This window comes from Pseudomonas sp. H3_E04, assembly GCF_054668915.1.
Genome location: NZ_CP162797.1, coordinates 2,058,884 through 2,073,321 on the forward strand (window position 1 = coordinate 2,058,884; position 14,438 = coordinate 2,073,321).

The window sequence follows — 14,438 nt, forward strand, 5'->3', positions numbered from 1 at the left end:
GCTTCTGGCGGGTTTTTTTATGCCTGCAGAAAACCTCGGATCACTACATATGTACCGCCAACCGCCCTGCCCTGGCTTCGATACTCGGTGCTCAATGCTTACCAGCCGCCAAGGAGGCGCAGATGAACGACAGACCGGTACATGAACAGACACTGATCCAGAATCTCATCGCGGAATTGACCGCCGTACCGGTGGTCAGCGCCACCACGCCTGCACGCTCGCTGGAGGTTCCGCGTCCGTGCCTGCTGCGCGAATGGATGGAGCTTTACTGGACGGCCCTCGAACGCCCCGAATTTCTCGACTGGGCCAGCCGCTTCGACATTGATCTGGATACCCTGCAGATCAAGGGCGACACCTTGCAAGCGCAGATCCCCTCGAACGGCAGCGCCGGCGTTCGCAGCTTCACTCTGGAAGATGATTCCGGCTGGTGGCAGATGGCGCCAATGCTGCTGTCGATCTCCGAACGTATCGATCCGGCGGGGTTGGGGCTGCCTTATATCGGCGGGAAATCCGCCAACCCGCTGTATCGCTTTCCACGGCGTGTGGTGCTGGCGTTCTACGGTTATCCGGAACCGCAAAACGCGATTCAGGCACGAGTGATCGTTGCTGAGTTGAAGACCAGCGGTCTGGCGGCTATCGATGAAAATGGCCAGACGACTTCAGCGCTGGTCAAGGAGCGCAACGCGCAACTGGAGGACTTCAAGGCCATCGCCGATCGAATCGATGAGGTATTGCTGGCAAGCGATCCGTTCGAGCAGCGCGGCTTTCTCGACTCGCCGGTGACGCTCACTTCGGACTCTGTCTCCGCTCCCGTCAGAGGGCCGCGCCTAAAACTGGGCGAGCTTCTCGGTCGTTATGAATTCCCATTGCCAGAAGATGCCCGAGCCGCCAAAGCGCTTGCGCAGCGCCTGCGACAACAGCGCTGGCCGGAATTGCCCTATGTCAGCGATTACGTGCAGACCGGCGACCCCATCCGCCGCTATCGCGAGGACTTTGCCGACGTGGAAGACGCCCGGCACATCGTCCGCCGCCTCGAAGCGCTGAGCTGGAACAAGGAGCCGACGGCGAAGATCGATTACGAGGAGTCAAGCGAACCTCATCCGGAGTCTGCGCTGGCGGAGTGGATGGTAATCGGCCAGCGAGGCTTGCAAGTACTCAGTGCAAACGCCGATTTCCAGGCCATTCTGCAGCAGCATGGCTTGCCCGCGAACAGTCGCTTGCTGGTGACCGAATCGGGCCATATCGGCACTGCCAGCGCGAAAGGCTGGGTCACATTGACGGCGCAGGTAGAAGACCACGCCGATTTGAAACTCTATCGCGACCAGCTCAAAGCCAAGGCTGGCAAAGCCGGCGGCGCCTTGCGTTCCAACGGACAAGTCACGCTTGCGCAGATGTTGCGCTTCTACGAGCTGCCATTGCCGAAAACAGCGCAGCAGGCGCTGTCCTTCGCACACTGGGACAAGATCAATCTGCACATGCGCCCCGGGCACATGAACCATTGGTATCTGCTCGGCCAGCCTGGCAGACAGACCGCTCGATTCAGCGCTGCGCAGCGCCAGATCATCATCGAGACTACCCAAACGTTTCTGCCCAAAGACTCGGTACCGTTGTTCGACTATCTGAGCGAAGGCGTTGATACCGACTTGCCGCTCGCGACGCTCAAGGCCAGGGCCGACTACCTGATCAGCCGAATCCTAATCACGCCACGCGCTCGTACACTGGGCAACCAGCTATTGAAAAAACTCGCTCCGCCGGCCCAGAACAAACGGCTGGTGGCGACCAACCGCGACCGCCTGTTGCTCGCGGCGCTGATTCTCAGTCTGGAACCGAGCGCCGGTGCAGACCTGCACCGAATCATCGGCCAATGCCTGCAAGACCCTTATTTCTGGGGCGAACGTTATGACGAGGTGAGACGGTTCATCGACCACCAACCGCAACTGGCGCAGATCAAAAACAAGACGCTGGCCACCCATCTCCTGTTGTCAGGGATCGCGCCGGAATTTCTCCTGCGCGATATTCCTGCATCAATTGCGTACATGAGTTGCGTGAACTGGGTCAGGTTGAAACAGGTCGTGCTGTATATCGAAAACCGTCTGCCTGGCGTGGCGCGCCTGATGACATCCGAACAACTCAGGGCCTTGGTGAAAGGCCCGGCTCCTGCAGATTTCTACAAATTCCTGCGCGGCGGTGCATGCGCCTCGATCGTTCTCGATTGGGCGGTCGCCAGGGGTTTGGTGACGCGTAACGCCGGATGTCCGCAGACGGGGTATGACGCCGCCGCGCTAAGCCAGGCTGATCAGGTATTTCGCAACCACAACCGGCTCATGCGCGGTTTGTACCACCGGGCATTTCTCATGGCCTTTGCAACGCCGGCCAGCATTGCTCAAACGGATCTGCGCAAAGTGTTCGCCGACAATGCGCATCTCGAAGACAAGGTCCTGTCCCTTGCAACGTCGAGCAATGATGGCCCGGCAACGTCTTATTCTCTGAGCGAACTGCATCAGGCCGCGAAGCTGACAGGCGCCATGCAAGGCTGGAGCTCCAGCAATGCGCAGTTGCAACTGGCGCCCATTCTTCCGTCATTGGCCAGGTTGAGTAACGTGGCAAGCCTTTTCCACGCAGCGCTCGGCACTCGGCTGCAGCAAATGAAAGATGCCCATATCGCCCTGATCAAGGAAGCGTTCTGCCGGTTGCCGCTGGCGCAACGCACGGACATCGAGGACAACACCCTCCAACTGCTCGCCCTGCGGCCAGTGTCCTCGAGCGCAGACCCATCAACGGCCGGCACCGTTGCGCCCTTTGCCATCCTTGCCGTGCTGAAGGGTACGCCAACCCGGGTATTCGAAATCCTTACCTGCAGGAATGAAGTGCTGTTGCGTCGGGATGTCGACATCGCGTTGCTCACCCCGTCATCAGCCGAAGACCTGGCGAAATCGCTGCCGTTCGATGCCGATGCCTATCGGCAAGGCACCGCGCCACGTGCAAACGCGACCTGCAAAGGGTTCATCACTCAGCTGGAGATTCAAGGCGCACCGCTGGCGAAACAAAGCCGCACCGCGGTACCCGACACCTTCGCTTCCAACAAGGTTAACGCCATCGCCAGCACCGCTGTGCAGCACCTGTTCGACGCCTATCAAGCGCAGGCTCTGCGCGAAGCGCTGATTGCGCCTGCGCTCAAGGATGCTGAAGCTTGTCATGAAAAATGGCTGGCGTTTTATCAGCAGCTGAGTCCACCCAAGCGCTGACCTGGCGGGCACTGTGCTGGAACATCAGCACCGTCGAACCCCGTAGGAGTGAGCCTGCTCGCGATCGCATTTTGTCTGTGACTTCAGCGCCGACGGGTACACCGCCATCGCGAGCAGGCTCACACCTACCTATGATTTGCGCCGGAGCTAACAGCCTTTCAGCGCCTGTTTGTGCGCATACATCGCGCCATCCGCATCGGCCAGCAGGCGGTCGACGGTTTCGTGTCGCGTGGGGTCGTATTCGATCTGGCCGACACTGAAGCGAATCGCATAACCTCGGTGCAACGTGGCGTTGCGCTCTTCAAGGATTTCCTTGAGCCGCGCCATGATCCGCGTGGTTTCAACGTGGCTGGAGCCGGTCAGCAACGCGACGAACTCATCGCCGCCCAAGCGCCCGACCACGTCGCTCTCGCGAAAGGCAATGCGCAGCACATCGGCGAAGGTCTTCAGCGCACTGTCACCTTCGGCATGGCCGTACAGATCGTTGATCTGCTTGAAATCGTTGAGGTCGAAAAACAGCAGCGTCGCCGGGCGATTGAGGCGCGCGCAAGCATCCAGTGCATGTTGGGCCAGCTGCTTGAACCCACGGCGATTGGACAGCAGCGTCAGTTCATCCATGCTCGCCATTTGCACCGCCATCAACTCCTGCTCGGCCATTTCCGCGAGGTCGCGCAGCAGCGCGCGCTCTTCATCGTCGAGATGGCGGGGTTTGGTATCGATCAGGCACAAGGTGCCCATCTTGTTGCCATCCGGCACGGTCAATGGGTACCCGGCGTAAAAGCGAATGTTCGGCGCGCCGGTAACCAGTGGATTGTCATGGAAACGCAGATCCTCCAGCGCATCGGGGACCAACATCAGCTCGTTTTGCAAAATCGCATGGCCGCAGAACGAAACATCGCGGGACGTCTCGCTGACATCCAGACCCACACAAGACTTGAACCACTGGCGATCCTTGTCGACCAGCGTGACCAGGGCGATCGGCACGTTGAACAAGCGCTTGGCCAGGCGCGTCAGGCGATCGAAGCGCTCTTCGGGCGCCGAGTCGAGATTGAGGCCGTGCAAGGCGTCGATTCGTGCAGCTTCATTGGCAGGTTTTCCGGGCACCAGCATGCGCACACTCCGTAGACAGTCATGCGTTCAGCGTAGCGCTTAATCGTCGGGGCATCACATTTGCGCCACCGGACACGGCCCGCCGGCATCGGCCCACAGCTTGAACTGCGCAACGAAAATGTCGTGCGGCACCGGTACCGGTGCGCGCCCTGCCCCGGGATTCCAGCCCCACAGCACCAGTTTGTCTTCGCTGACGTGTTTTAACAGAGCGGCGAAATCCCGATCGCCGTTGCTCGCGCGGTCCTTGATCATCGCGCAGAGTTTGTCCGGGGGCAGGCCGATCCAGGCCATTTTGTGCGCCGCTGGCGGCAGGCTCCAGTGCGGCGCACCCGGCGGCGCATGGGGGCCGTAACTGGCAGGCGGATTGCTTTCGGCGTGGCAGGTGGCGCACGGCAAACCGGCGGCACCCTTGCCGTCCATCCCGCGCACGACATTCATCGCATGGGGTATGCCGGCGTCGAACTGCAACGGCGAATCGCCGGGAATGTGGCAGTTCTGGCAGCGCGGGCTCTGGAACACTTTCTGCACCGTGCCAAAGGCTTGCAGTGCCTGCTGATCCTCGGCAAACAGGTCCGAAGCATAGCCTCCGAGCCCCAGCAAAACGACGGTGCCCAGCACAAGATGTCGTTTCATTTCACACCCCCGACAGTTGCAGTGGCAATTCGCGCAGGCGTTGCCCGGTCAGGGCGAACACTGCGTTGGCCACGGCCGGCGCGGTCGGTGGCACGCCGGGTTCGCCGATGCCGCCGGGTTTCTCACTGCTGGGGACGATATGCACTTCCACCACCGGCATTTCGTTGAGCCGCAGCACCTGATAATCGTGATAGTTGGATTGCACGACGCCGCCATCCTTGACCGTTAGCTTGCTGTGCAGGGCCATGCCGAGGCCGAAGGTGATGCACGATTCCATTTGTGCGGCAATGCTCTGCGGATTCACCGCAATCCCGCAGTCCACGGCGCAGACCACCCGATGCACGCGAATCGCCAGATTGTCCTGCGAGACCTCGGCAACCTGCGCCACGTAGCTGCCGAACGACTCGTGTACCGCCACGCCCAGAGCATGCCCGGCCGGCAACGGCGCGCCCCAGTTGGCCTTCTCCACCGCCAGATTGAGCACGCCGAGGTGGCGCGGATGCGCCTTGAGCAGCGTGCGTCGGTATTCCACCGGATCCTTGCCCGCCGCCGTCGCCAGTTCATCGATCAGCGATTCCATGACGAAACCCGTGTGGGTATGGCCCACCGAACGCAGCCACAACACGTTGATGCCGGTCTGCGGCGAATGCAGGTCGACCTGATGATGAGGCATATCCTTTATGTACGGGCTGTCGGCGACGCCCTCGACGGAAGTCGCATCGATGCCGTTCTTGACCATCGCAGCCTCGAGCATCGTCCCGGTCATGATCGACTGCCCCACCAGCACATGCTGCCAACTCATCGGCAAGCCGTCAGCGCCCAGTCCGACCTGGGCCTTGTGCAAGTACATAGAGCGGTAATAGCCGCCGCGAATGTCATCCTCGCGCGCCCACACGGTTTTCACCGGCAGGCCTGCCGCTTTCGCTACTTGCACCGCTTCGGCGACAAAATCCGAGGTCGGATTGGCGCGGCGACCAAAACCACCACCAAGGAACTCGGTGTGAATTTCGACCTGCTCGGGCTTGAGCCCGGTGATCTTGCTGGCGACCATTTGGTCGAGGGTCTGAAACTGCGTACCGGTCCAGATCTCGCATTTGCCGGCGCTGATTTTCACCGTGCAGTTGAGCGGTTCCATCGGCGCGTGGGCCAGATACGGCACGCTGTATTCGACCTCGATTTTCTTCGCGGCTTTGCCGAAATTGGCCTTGGCATCTCCAGCCTGCGTGGCCGAGGTGCCCGGCGTCGCCGCCAGTTTGCGGAAACTCTCGAGGAGTTTCTCACTGCTCATGTCGGCCAGCGGTCCCAAGTCCCAATCGACCTTCAGCGCATCACGGCCCAGCTTCGCCGCCCAGAAATGCTCGGCCACCACCGCTACTCCGCTGGGCACTTGCACCACCTTGTGCACGCCGGGAATGGCCAGCGCTGCGGCGCCTTCGAAGGATTTCACCGTGGCACCGAACACCGGGGCGCGGGCGACCATCGCGGTCATCAGGCCTTCGAACTGCACGTCCATGCCGAATTTGGCGCGGCCGGTGATCTTTTCAGGAGTGTCGAGACGTTTGGTTGGTTTGCCGATGACTTTCCAGTCCTTGGCTTCCTTGAGCGTGATGGTTTTCAGATCCGGCACCGGCAACTGCCCGGCGGCATCGGCCAGTTCGCCGTAAGTCGCGCGTTTGTCCCCGGCGATGACCACCCCGGCTTCGGTGCGGATCGTCGACGGCGCAACGTCGAAGCGTTTCGCTGCGGCCTCGACCAGCATCTGCCGTGCCGTTGCCCCGGCCAGTCGGTAGCGGTCGAATTCCATCCAGGTCGAGGTCGAGCCTCCGGTGATCTGCATGCCGCCGAACGCTGGCAGACCATAATCCGCCGCCGAGGCTGGCGAGTGCTCGACGCGGATTTTCGACCAGTCGGCGTCCAGTTCCTCGGCAATCAGCATGGTCAGGCCAGTCCAGATGCCCTGGCCCATTTCCGAATGGCCGAGCAGCACGGTCACGCTGTTGTCCGCCGCGATGCGCAGGAACGCGTTGGGCGCGAACGTCTTCTGGTTTTCTGCCGCGCGGGCGAAGCGATTGGCCCCAGGCACCACAAACGCCACCATCAGGCCGCCACCCAATACGGCACTGCCCTTGAGAAAACCCCGACGTGATACCGGACTGTTCATCGTCTATCTCCCAGAGATTGAATCAGCCGATGTCGGCGGCGCGTTTGACCGCTGCACGAATGCGCGGATAGGTGCCGCAGCGGCAGATATTGCCGGAGAGCGCCTGATCGATATCGCTGTCGGTGGGCTTGGGAATTTTCGCCAGCAACGCGGCGGCGGACATGATCTGCCCGGACTGGCAGTAACCGCACTGCACCACATCGAGTTCAGCCCAGGCTTGCTGCACCGGATGCGAGCCATCGCTGGACAAGCCTTCGATGGTGAGAATCTTCTGGCCATGGGCGACGGCAGTGGCCGGAGTGATACATGAGCGCAATGGCGCGCCGTCAACGTGCACGGTGCAGGCACCGCACTGGGCCATGCCGCAACCGAACTTGGTCCCGGTCAGGTGCGCGACATCGCGCAGAACCCAGAGCAGCGGCATGTCGGCGGGGACATCGAGCTCCTGATCCTTGCCATTGATATTCAGGGTCAGCATCGGATGATTTCCTCAGACTCTCGGTGTGGCGAAGGGGCGTCACTGTGGTCGCACAAACCTACGGATGCCCGCGCTTATCCCTTTCAGCAAAGCCTAAAATGCGCGGCAAGCCAGACGTTGTGACCAGCGGTCATGCAGACCGCAGCTTTGCTCCTACAGTTGATAACGGCTCGCAGTGAGTCGTCGTACCTCTGCACATTCGTTCCGCGACGCGTCGCGGTTGACCTTCCTTTGAGTCAGGAGCAGCACCTATGGGCTTTGTCACCACTCGAGACGGCGTCGACATCTTCTACAAGGACTGGGGCCCGCGCGACGCGCCGGTGATCCACTTCCACCACGGCTGGCCGCTCAGTTCCGATGACTGGGATGCGCAAATGCTGTTTTTCCTGGCACAGGGCTTTCGGGTAATTGCCCATGATCGACGCGGGCACGGGCGCTCGAGCCAGGTTGGGGATGGCCACGACATGGACCACTACGCCGACGATGTGCTGGCGGTGGTCAATCATCTGGGTACGAGCAACGTTGTGCATGTCGGCCATTCCACCGGCGGCGGTGAGGTGATCCATTACATCGCCCGGCATGGTCAGGACAAGGTCAGCAAAGCGGTGTTGATCAGCGCCGTGCCACCGCTGATGGTGCAGACCGAAAGCAACCCGGGTGGTTTGCCGAAATCAGTGTTCGATGGCTTTCAGGCGCAGTTGGCGGCAAATCGTGCGCAGTTTTATCGTGATGTGCCCAGTGGACCTTTCTACGGCTACAACCGCCCGGGCGCCGAGCCGTCGGAAGGCATCATCGCCAACTGGTGGCGCCAGGGCATGATCGGCGGGGCCAAGGCGCATTACGACGGCATCGTCGCCTTCTCGCAGACCGACTTCACCGAAGACCTGAAAAAAGTCACCGTGCCGGTGTTGGTGATGCACGGCGAGGATGACCAGATCGTGCCGTACGCCAACTCCGGACCGCTGTCAGCGAAACTGCTACCCAATGGAACCCTGAAATCGTATCCGGGCTTTCCGCATGGCATGCCGACGACGCAAGCGGAAACGATCAATGCGGATTTGTTGGCGTTTATTCGCGGGTAATCGCCTCAATCATGATTACCGCGATATTGGCAAACACTGATCCCCTGTGGGAGCGGGCTTGCCCGGGAAGGCGTCGCTCCAGTCTAATTATCTGCGAATGACACTCAGCCTTCGCGAGCAGGCTCGCTCCCACAGTCGGAACCGGGTATATCCGTCAGAGACTGGTCGGCTGGAAGGCCGCCATCGCTGGCAAGCCAGCTCCCACAGGGATTAGGGGAGATCCGCCATTCATTCGGATCTCTGAGATAGCTATCGCGAGCAGGCTCGTTCCCGCAGAAATCGCAGGTGTGCTGAAGGTTGAATCAATTGCCTATCCCTCTGCCCGCCCTTTGCCTTCACGATCACCACGGTAATGCCTGGCCAGCGGAAAATCCGGCAGCCAGGATTCACGCCGCACAATCCAGCTCTCATAGGTCGGCTTCAACTGATCCGGCGCATCCAGCGCGCCGAGGTTGACCTCGACCTCATCACCACTGCGGTTGAACACCGACGAGCCACAGCGCGGACAAAAGTGCCGCCCCTGGTAGTCATGGGTTTCGCCGGTAATTGTCACCGCGTCTTGAGGAAAAATCGCCGAGGCATGAAACAGCGCGCCGTGGACCTTGCGACAGTCAAGACAATGGCACAGCCCGACGCGGTAAGGCTCGCCCGTGGCCTGAACACGCACAGCGCCGCACAGGCAGCCGCCAGTAAATGTCTTCATGGTTTAGCTCCTTCGCACTTTTGATAAACACGATCGCCAGATAGCGTTTAAAGAACCGCAGTGTTACGCCATGCAGCCTATTGCAGCTTGCATCATTGCTTTCGACCTGCCGAGGGGGATTGCTGCAGATGTCGCAAGACCCGGACAACGCGCAAATCGCAACAGGCATTCCACGGCCAGAGCTAATACACTCAGGCGCAGACCTGCCGGGACGATCACGATGAAACACGCCGCTGCGAAAAACCCCGAGAAAGCCCCGCGCTTCTGGCGCGACGACGCCCTGCCCTTCATCGAAGCGCGGGCCATCGCGGATGGGCGTGAAGTCTGTTATGCGCGGCATTCCCATGCGCATTTTTCCATCGGCGCGATTACCGCCGGGCGCAGTACTTATGTGCACGAACAGGCGCAGTACGAGGTGGCGGCCGGCACCGTGGTGCTGATGAACCCCGGCGATGTGCATGCATGCAATCCGATCGATGATCAGCCGTGGTCGTACGTGATGTTGTATGTCGAAACGCCGTGGCTGACGGATGTGCAGCATCAGTTGGGGTTTGCCGCTGAGCTGGAGTTTCGGCGGTTTTGCGACACGCATCTGGCCGATGCCGAGTTGTTCGGCAAGTTGCTGGGGTTGTATGAAGTGCTGGTTGACGATCAGTTGGAGGCACTGGCGAAACAGAGCGCGGCTGTGGAGTTTTTCAGTGATTTGCAGCTGCGTCTGAATCCGGCGGATGAGCCCGTTGATGAGCCGAATTTCAAGCTGGAACGCGCCGCTCATTTCATCCGGGGACATTGCACCGAAGCGCTCAGCCTTGAGGCGATTTGCGCGGCGGCGCAGCTGTCGCCGTCATACCTGATTCGCGCGTTCAAGCAGCGTTACGGGATGACGCCCCATGCGTTCGTGGTCAACCAGCGCATCCAGTTCGCCCGCGAGCGCTTGCGCAGTGGGCGATTGATTGCCGATGTGGCCTTGGAGGCCGGGTTTGCCGACCAGGCGCATTTTCAGCGAGCGTTCAAACAGCACCTGGCGGCGACGCCAGGGCAGTATCGCGGCTGACTTCATACTCAAAGTTGAACACCGAACCCTTGTGGGAGCGAGCCTGCTCGCGAAAGCGGTGTGTCATTCAACACTTCACTGACTGATCCACCGCGTTCGCGAGCAGGCTCGCTCCCACAGGGTTTTGTAATTGACCTGTCAATCAGGCGATCAGCAGATAACCCGCACTCACCGCCAGCAACAACGCCATCAACCGATTGAACCAGCGCATCCCCGCCGCGTTGCTCAGATACCCGCGCAAAAACGTCCCGGCGTATACCCAGCAACCAACCGACAGATAGCAGATCACCAGATACACCGCCGCAAACTGCCAGACCAGCCGCGCTTCGCCATCAGCGACAAACGCGCCCATGCCGGCCACGCACGCCAGCCAGGCCTTGGGGTTGAGCCATTGCATCACCGCGCCATAGAGCATCGACGGTGCGCGGCCGGACTCGTTGGCGTGCAACTGGCCGTCATCGCTGGCGAGTTTCCAGGCCATGAACAACAGAAACGCCACCCCGGCCCATTGCACCACCCGGGTCATGAATGGCCACAATTGCAGGACTTCATGCAGGCCCAGGCCCATCAGCACCAGCAACAGCACAAATCCCAACGTCGCCCCGGCGACATGCCGCTGGCTGGCGCGGAAACCGTACTGCGCGCCAGAACTCAAGGCGACGATATTGACCGGCCCGGGGGTGATGGATGCGGCGAGGGCAAAGGCCGCCATGGAAAGAATCAGACTCATTGCACACCTGCTTCAAACGAGGAACGAGGTGGCTAACGTAGCGGGCAGCGTTTGCCTGGTATTGAAGAAAATCACCCTGAGGATGCGAATCGCTGTGGGAGCGAGCCTGCTCGCGAAAGCGGTGGATCAGTCAGCCCGGTGTTGGCTGGACTGACGTCTTCGCGAGCAGGCTCGCTCCCACAGGGTTTTGCGTAAAACTCGAATCTCGCCCCCCACAAAACCTGTGGGAGCTGGCTTGCCAGCGATGGCGTCGGTACGTTCAATCAATATGTACCTGCAACGATGCATCGCGAGCAGGCTCACTCCTACAAGGCCACTCAGGCCAGGCGCGGCACGGTGAAGCGGAATTCGCTGCCCTGCCCCGGCTCGCTCTCGGCGACGATCTGTCCGCCATGGGCTTCGACGATGCCTTGGGTGATGTACAAACCCAGGCCCGTACCAGTCGGGTTACCTTCCTTCACCGTCCAGTAGCGATCAAACACATGCGGCAAGTGCTCCTTGGGAATGCCTTCACCACTGTCACGCACAATAAACACGATCTCGTCGCCCACCGATTTCGCGTGCACGCCGACGGTGCCCATGCGTGGGGTGAACTTGATGGCGTTGCCCACCAGGTTCGACAGCACTTGAAACAGCCGCTCGGGGTCGGCGTGGATGCGCAGGTCGGGATCGGCCTGGAAGGAAATGCTGATGTCCTTGTCATGGGCCAGAGGCGACAGCAACGCTTGGGCCTCTTCAAAGATGAGCCCGACCTCCAGCGCCTGCGGGGTGATGGAGTAGCGCCCGGCGTCGATTTTCGAAGTGTCGAGCAGGTCCTCCAGCAGCGTATTCATCCGCGCGGTGGCCTGCTGCATGGTGTCGATCGCCGTGGAAATTCGCCGCGAAGTATGCGCACCCTCCGAGCTGAAGGCTTTCTGCATCATGCCGCAGAGCATGGAAATCACCGTCATCGGGTTGCGCAGGTCGTGGGAAACCACCGCTACCAGATCATCGCGTGCCTGTACCGCCTCCTGCTCACGACGTACCTGACGGGCCAGATCGTTTTCCAGCGCCGAACGACGCAGGTCATTGGCGGCGAACCGGTCACCGTGGCTCCATTTGGTGGAAATCCCGGCCATCTCGACTTTCCAGATCTCGAACGAGGTACGCGGCCGCAGGCGCAGGCCGGCGTCGGAGTTTTCCAGATCGAGTGGTTTGCGCGGGTCACCGCTCCAGTTGATGTTTTCCTTCACCTCCGGACGGAACCACAGCACGCCGTTGTCCACGGGTTTGGGCAGGCTCAGGGCGAGCACACCACTGGCCACCGATTGATACTGCGCCGCCGGCGGATAAACACTGGACAGATGATGGCTGGCAAACACCGGCTCGCCGCGCGCCTGCAGCCATTTGTGCAGCGCGCGAATGTCTTCCGGTTCAGGGCAGTTGCCGTAACGGTGCAGTTGCTTGTCTTCGATGATCGCAATGCCACCAGCATTGACCAATGCCATCAGCGTCGCTGGCTGCTGGGCAAGGCCGTCGAAAACATTTTGCGGCGAATCGACCATCGCCTGATTGAGCCGCGCCAGGGCCTCGACCTTTTCCTCACGCTGACGGGTCAGCTCAAGGGATTCCATGGCACTGATCTGCAAAGACAGAACCTGGCCGATGGTCTGGCAAGCCATGCGCAATTCATGCGGCACGTGCAGCGGCTGGCGATTGCCGCAGCTGATCAGGCCCCAGAGCTTGTCGCCCTTGAGCAGGGAAATGCTCATCGACGACAGCACGCCCATGTTCTTCATGTACTGGCAGTGAATCGGCGAGACGCTGCGCAGCGTGGCGAAACTGAGGTCCAGCGGCGTCTGCGTGTCGGGGCGCAGTTTTGGCACCAGCGGCACTGGCTGATAATCAGCGTTGGGGATGATCCGCAGCCAATTGGTGCGGTACAACTCACGCGCCTGCTCGGGAATGTCCGAAGCAGGGAAAAACAGACCGTTGAACACTTCCATCGACGGATCGGACGCTTCGGCGATGACCTGACCGTGGCCCTCTTCCTCGAAGCGATAGATCAGCACCCGGTCGTAACCGGTCATCGCCTGGATTTCCTTGACGCTGATGTCGTACAAGGCCTGCAGCGTGGTTGCCGCTTGCAGGCGCTGGAGCATGCGGCCCAAGTGGGTATTGACCCCGGCGACGTTGCGCGGCTGGAAATTCTTCACATGAATTTCCAGTTCGAGAATCAGCACGCCCTGATGCCGGTGCAGCAAACCTTCGAACGCGGTGCCGTTGAGCTCGAAACGCAGTGGCTCCGCCTCGGAGAACGTCGCCTGTTGCAAGGCTTCCAGCACTTGCGCGGCGTGTTCGGCGCCGATCAGGCTGTGCAGTGGCTGGCCGATCAAGGATTCGGGCGCGCGGGCCAGCAGGGTTTCGACGTTGGCGCTGACCTGAATGATCTGCAGCGCAGGCTCGGTCAGGGTCAGCAGCAAACCATGCGGCTGGATCGCGCCGGGAAAGCGGATCGGCTCGTCGGCACAGTTGGCCAGCAGTTCTTCAAAGGCTTGTGAGTCTTGCGGGTTCATGCCAGTACCTCCTGGCGCTCGAGCCACTGCTCGAAACAGCTGAATGTGGTTTGTGCTGCGCTGACCACGGCCGCGCGTTCGCTGACCGCCATGGGCCGGTTGCTCAGGTATTCGATGAATTCGCGCCAGCGCCGCCCCGTGGCCGCGCCGTAGACATCGAGGAAGGCAGCACCATTGTCGGCGTCCAGATTCAGCCGCGCGGCGATCTCCCGACGCAGGATCTGCCCGCCGAGGGTCGCGCCTTCGAGCACGTACAAAACGCCGAGACTGGCGGCGCTGGAGTCGATGGCTGGCAGATCCTCGCACAGCGGCAAATCATCTGTGGCTGCGCCCAGCGCACGCAGGTCGGCGCGCAGGGTTTGAGCCTTCAGTCGAGGTGTCAGATCAAAATCGTCCGGGACCGCGCCACTGGCAAGCAAGGCCTGCTCCAACGGCAGGTAGAAACCGTAGTAGGCCTGCATCAAGCGCTCGAAAGCGGGGGTATCGAGGGTATCGGTGAAAAAAGGAAGGCGTTTTTCCAGTGCGATGTGCAGTTCGGCTGTGCCGGCCCGCAGATCTTGCAGCACCGGTGGCACATAAACCTCACGGGCCTTTGCTTGCATGTAGATCGCTCTTGGTGGGACCCGGCAGGGGCCATTCTGGGTGGGCTCGACGTGGGGAGGAATTTATCACGACAGACAGTGTTTC

General features: G+C 60.9%; 11 protein-coding genes. 3 read left to right on the forward strand and 8 right to left on the reverse strand.

What is annotated here, in order from left to right:
• Positions 1-122 precede the first annotated feature (122 nt).
• On the forward strand, positions 123-3,245 hold the full coding sequence (locus tag AB4N53_RS09255; RefSeq protein ID WP_460119990.1) for a hypothetical protein: 3,123 nt from the start codon (positions 123-125) through the stop codon (positions 3,243-3,245).
• Positions 3,246-3,392: 147 nt separating this feature from the next.
• On the opposite strand, the gene AB4N53_RS09260 is transcribed toward AB4N53_RS09255, so the two are convergent.
• The 4 genes from AB4N53_RS09260 to AB4N53_RS09275 are packed head-to-tail and all read right to left on the reverse strand — an operon-like array spanning position 3,393 to position 7,627.
• Entirely contained in the window at positions 3,393-4,355 is a 963-nt protein-coding gene (locus tag AB4N53_RS09260; RefSeq protein ID WP_400555641.1) for a sensor domain-containing diguanylate cyclase, read from the reverse strand.
• A gap of 54 nt (positions 4,356-4,409) precedes the next feature.
• Positions 4,410-4,988 (reverse strand): hypothetical protein, encoded by a 579-nt coding sequence (locus AB4N53_RS09265; RefSeq protein ID WP_460119992.1) that lies wholly within the window; start codon positions 4,986-4,988, stop codon positions 4,410-4,412.
• A 1-nt stretch (position 4,989) separates the two neighbouring features.
• A complete protein-coding gene (locus AB4N53_RS09270) occupies positions 4,990-7,149 on the reverse strand; it encodes a xanthine dehydrogenase family protein molybdopterin-binding subunit (protein WP_460119994.1) in 2,160 nt (719 codons plus the stop codon).
• Positions 7,150-7,171: 22 nt separating this feature from the next.
• A complete protein-coding gene (locus AB4N53_RS09275; protein ID WP_007956954.1) occupies positions 7,172-7,627 on the reverse strand; it encodes a (2Fe-2S)-binding protein in 456 nt (151 codons plus the stop codon).
• A 251-nt stretch (positions 7,628-7,878) separates the two neighbouring features.
• Here AB4N53_RS09275 and AB4N53_RS09280 point away from each other — a divergent pair, with 251 nt between their 5' ends.
• A complete protein-coding gene (locus AB4N53_RS09280) occupies positions 7,879-8,709 on the forward strand; it encodes an alpha/beta fold hydrolase (RefSeq protein ID WP_460119997.1) in 831 nt (276 codons plus the stop codon).
• Positions 8,710-9,019: 310 nt separating this feature from the next.
• On the opposite strand, the gene AB4N53_RS09285 is transcribed toward AB4N53_RS09280, so the two are convergent.
• Positions 9,020-9,412 (reverse strand): GFA family protein, encoded by a 393-nt coding sequence (locus tag AB4N53_RS09285; RefSeq protein WP_460120000.1) that lies wholly within the window; start codon positions 9,410-9,412, stop codon positions 9,020-9,022.
• Positions 9,413-9,632: 220 nt separating this feature from the next.
• On the opposite strand from AB4N53_RS09285, the gene AB4N53_RS09290 reads away from it, so the two are divergent.
• Entirely contained in the window at positions 9,633-10,466 is an 834-nt protein-coding gene (locus AB4N53_RS09290) for an AraC family transcriptional regulator (protein WP_460120002.1), read from the forward strand.
• A gap of 142 nt (positions 10,467-10,608) precedes the next feature.
• On the opposite strand, the gene AB4N53_RS09295 is transcribed toward AB4N53_RS09290, so the two are convergent.
• The 3 genes from AB4N53_RS09295 to AB4N53_RS09305 form a co-directional block, all read right to left on the reverse strand.
• Positions 10,609-11,196 (reverse strand): LysE family translocator, encoded by a 588-nt coding sequence (locus AB4N53_RS09295; protein ID WP_460120004.1) that lies wholly within the window; start codon positions 11,194-11,196, stop codon positions 10,609-10,611.
• Between the two features lie 317 nt (positions 11,197-11,513).
• On the reverse strand, positions 11,514-13,751 hold the full coding sequence (locus AB4N53_RS09300; protein WP_460120006.1) for an ATP-binding protein: 2,238 nt from the start codon (positions 13,749-13,751) through the stop codon (positions 11,514-11,516).
• Positions 13,748-14,353, reverse strand: coding sequence for a biliverdin-producing heme oxygenase (locus AB4N53_RS09305; RefSeq protein WP_460120008.1), 606 nt, complete (start codon positions 14,351-14,353; stop codon positions 13,748-13,750). The genes AB4N53_RS09300 and AB4N53_RS09305 overlap by 4 nt, the downstream gene beginning before the upstream one ends.
• Positions 14,354-14,438 lie beyond the last annotated feature (85 nt).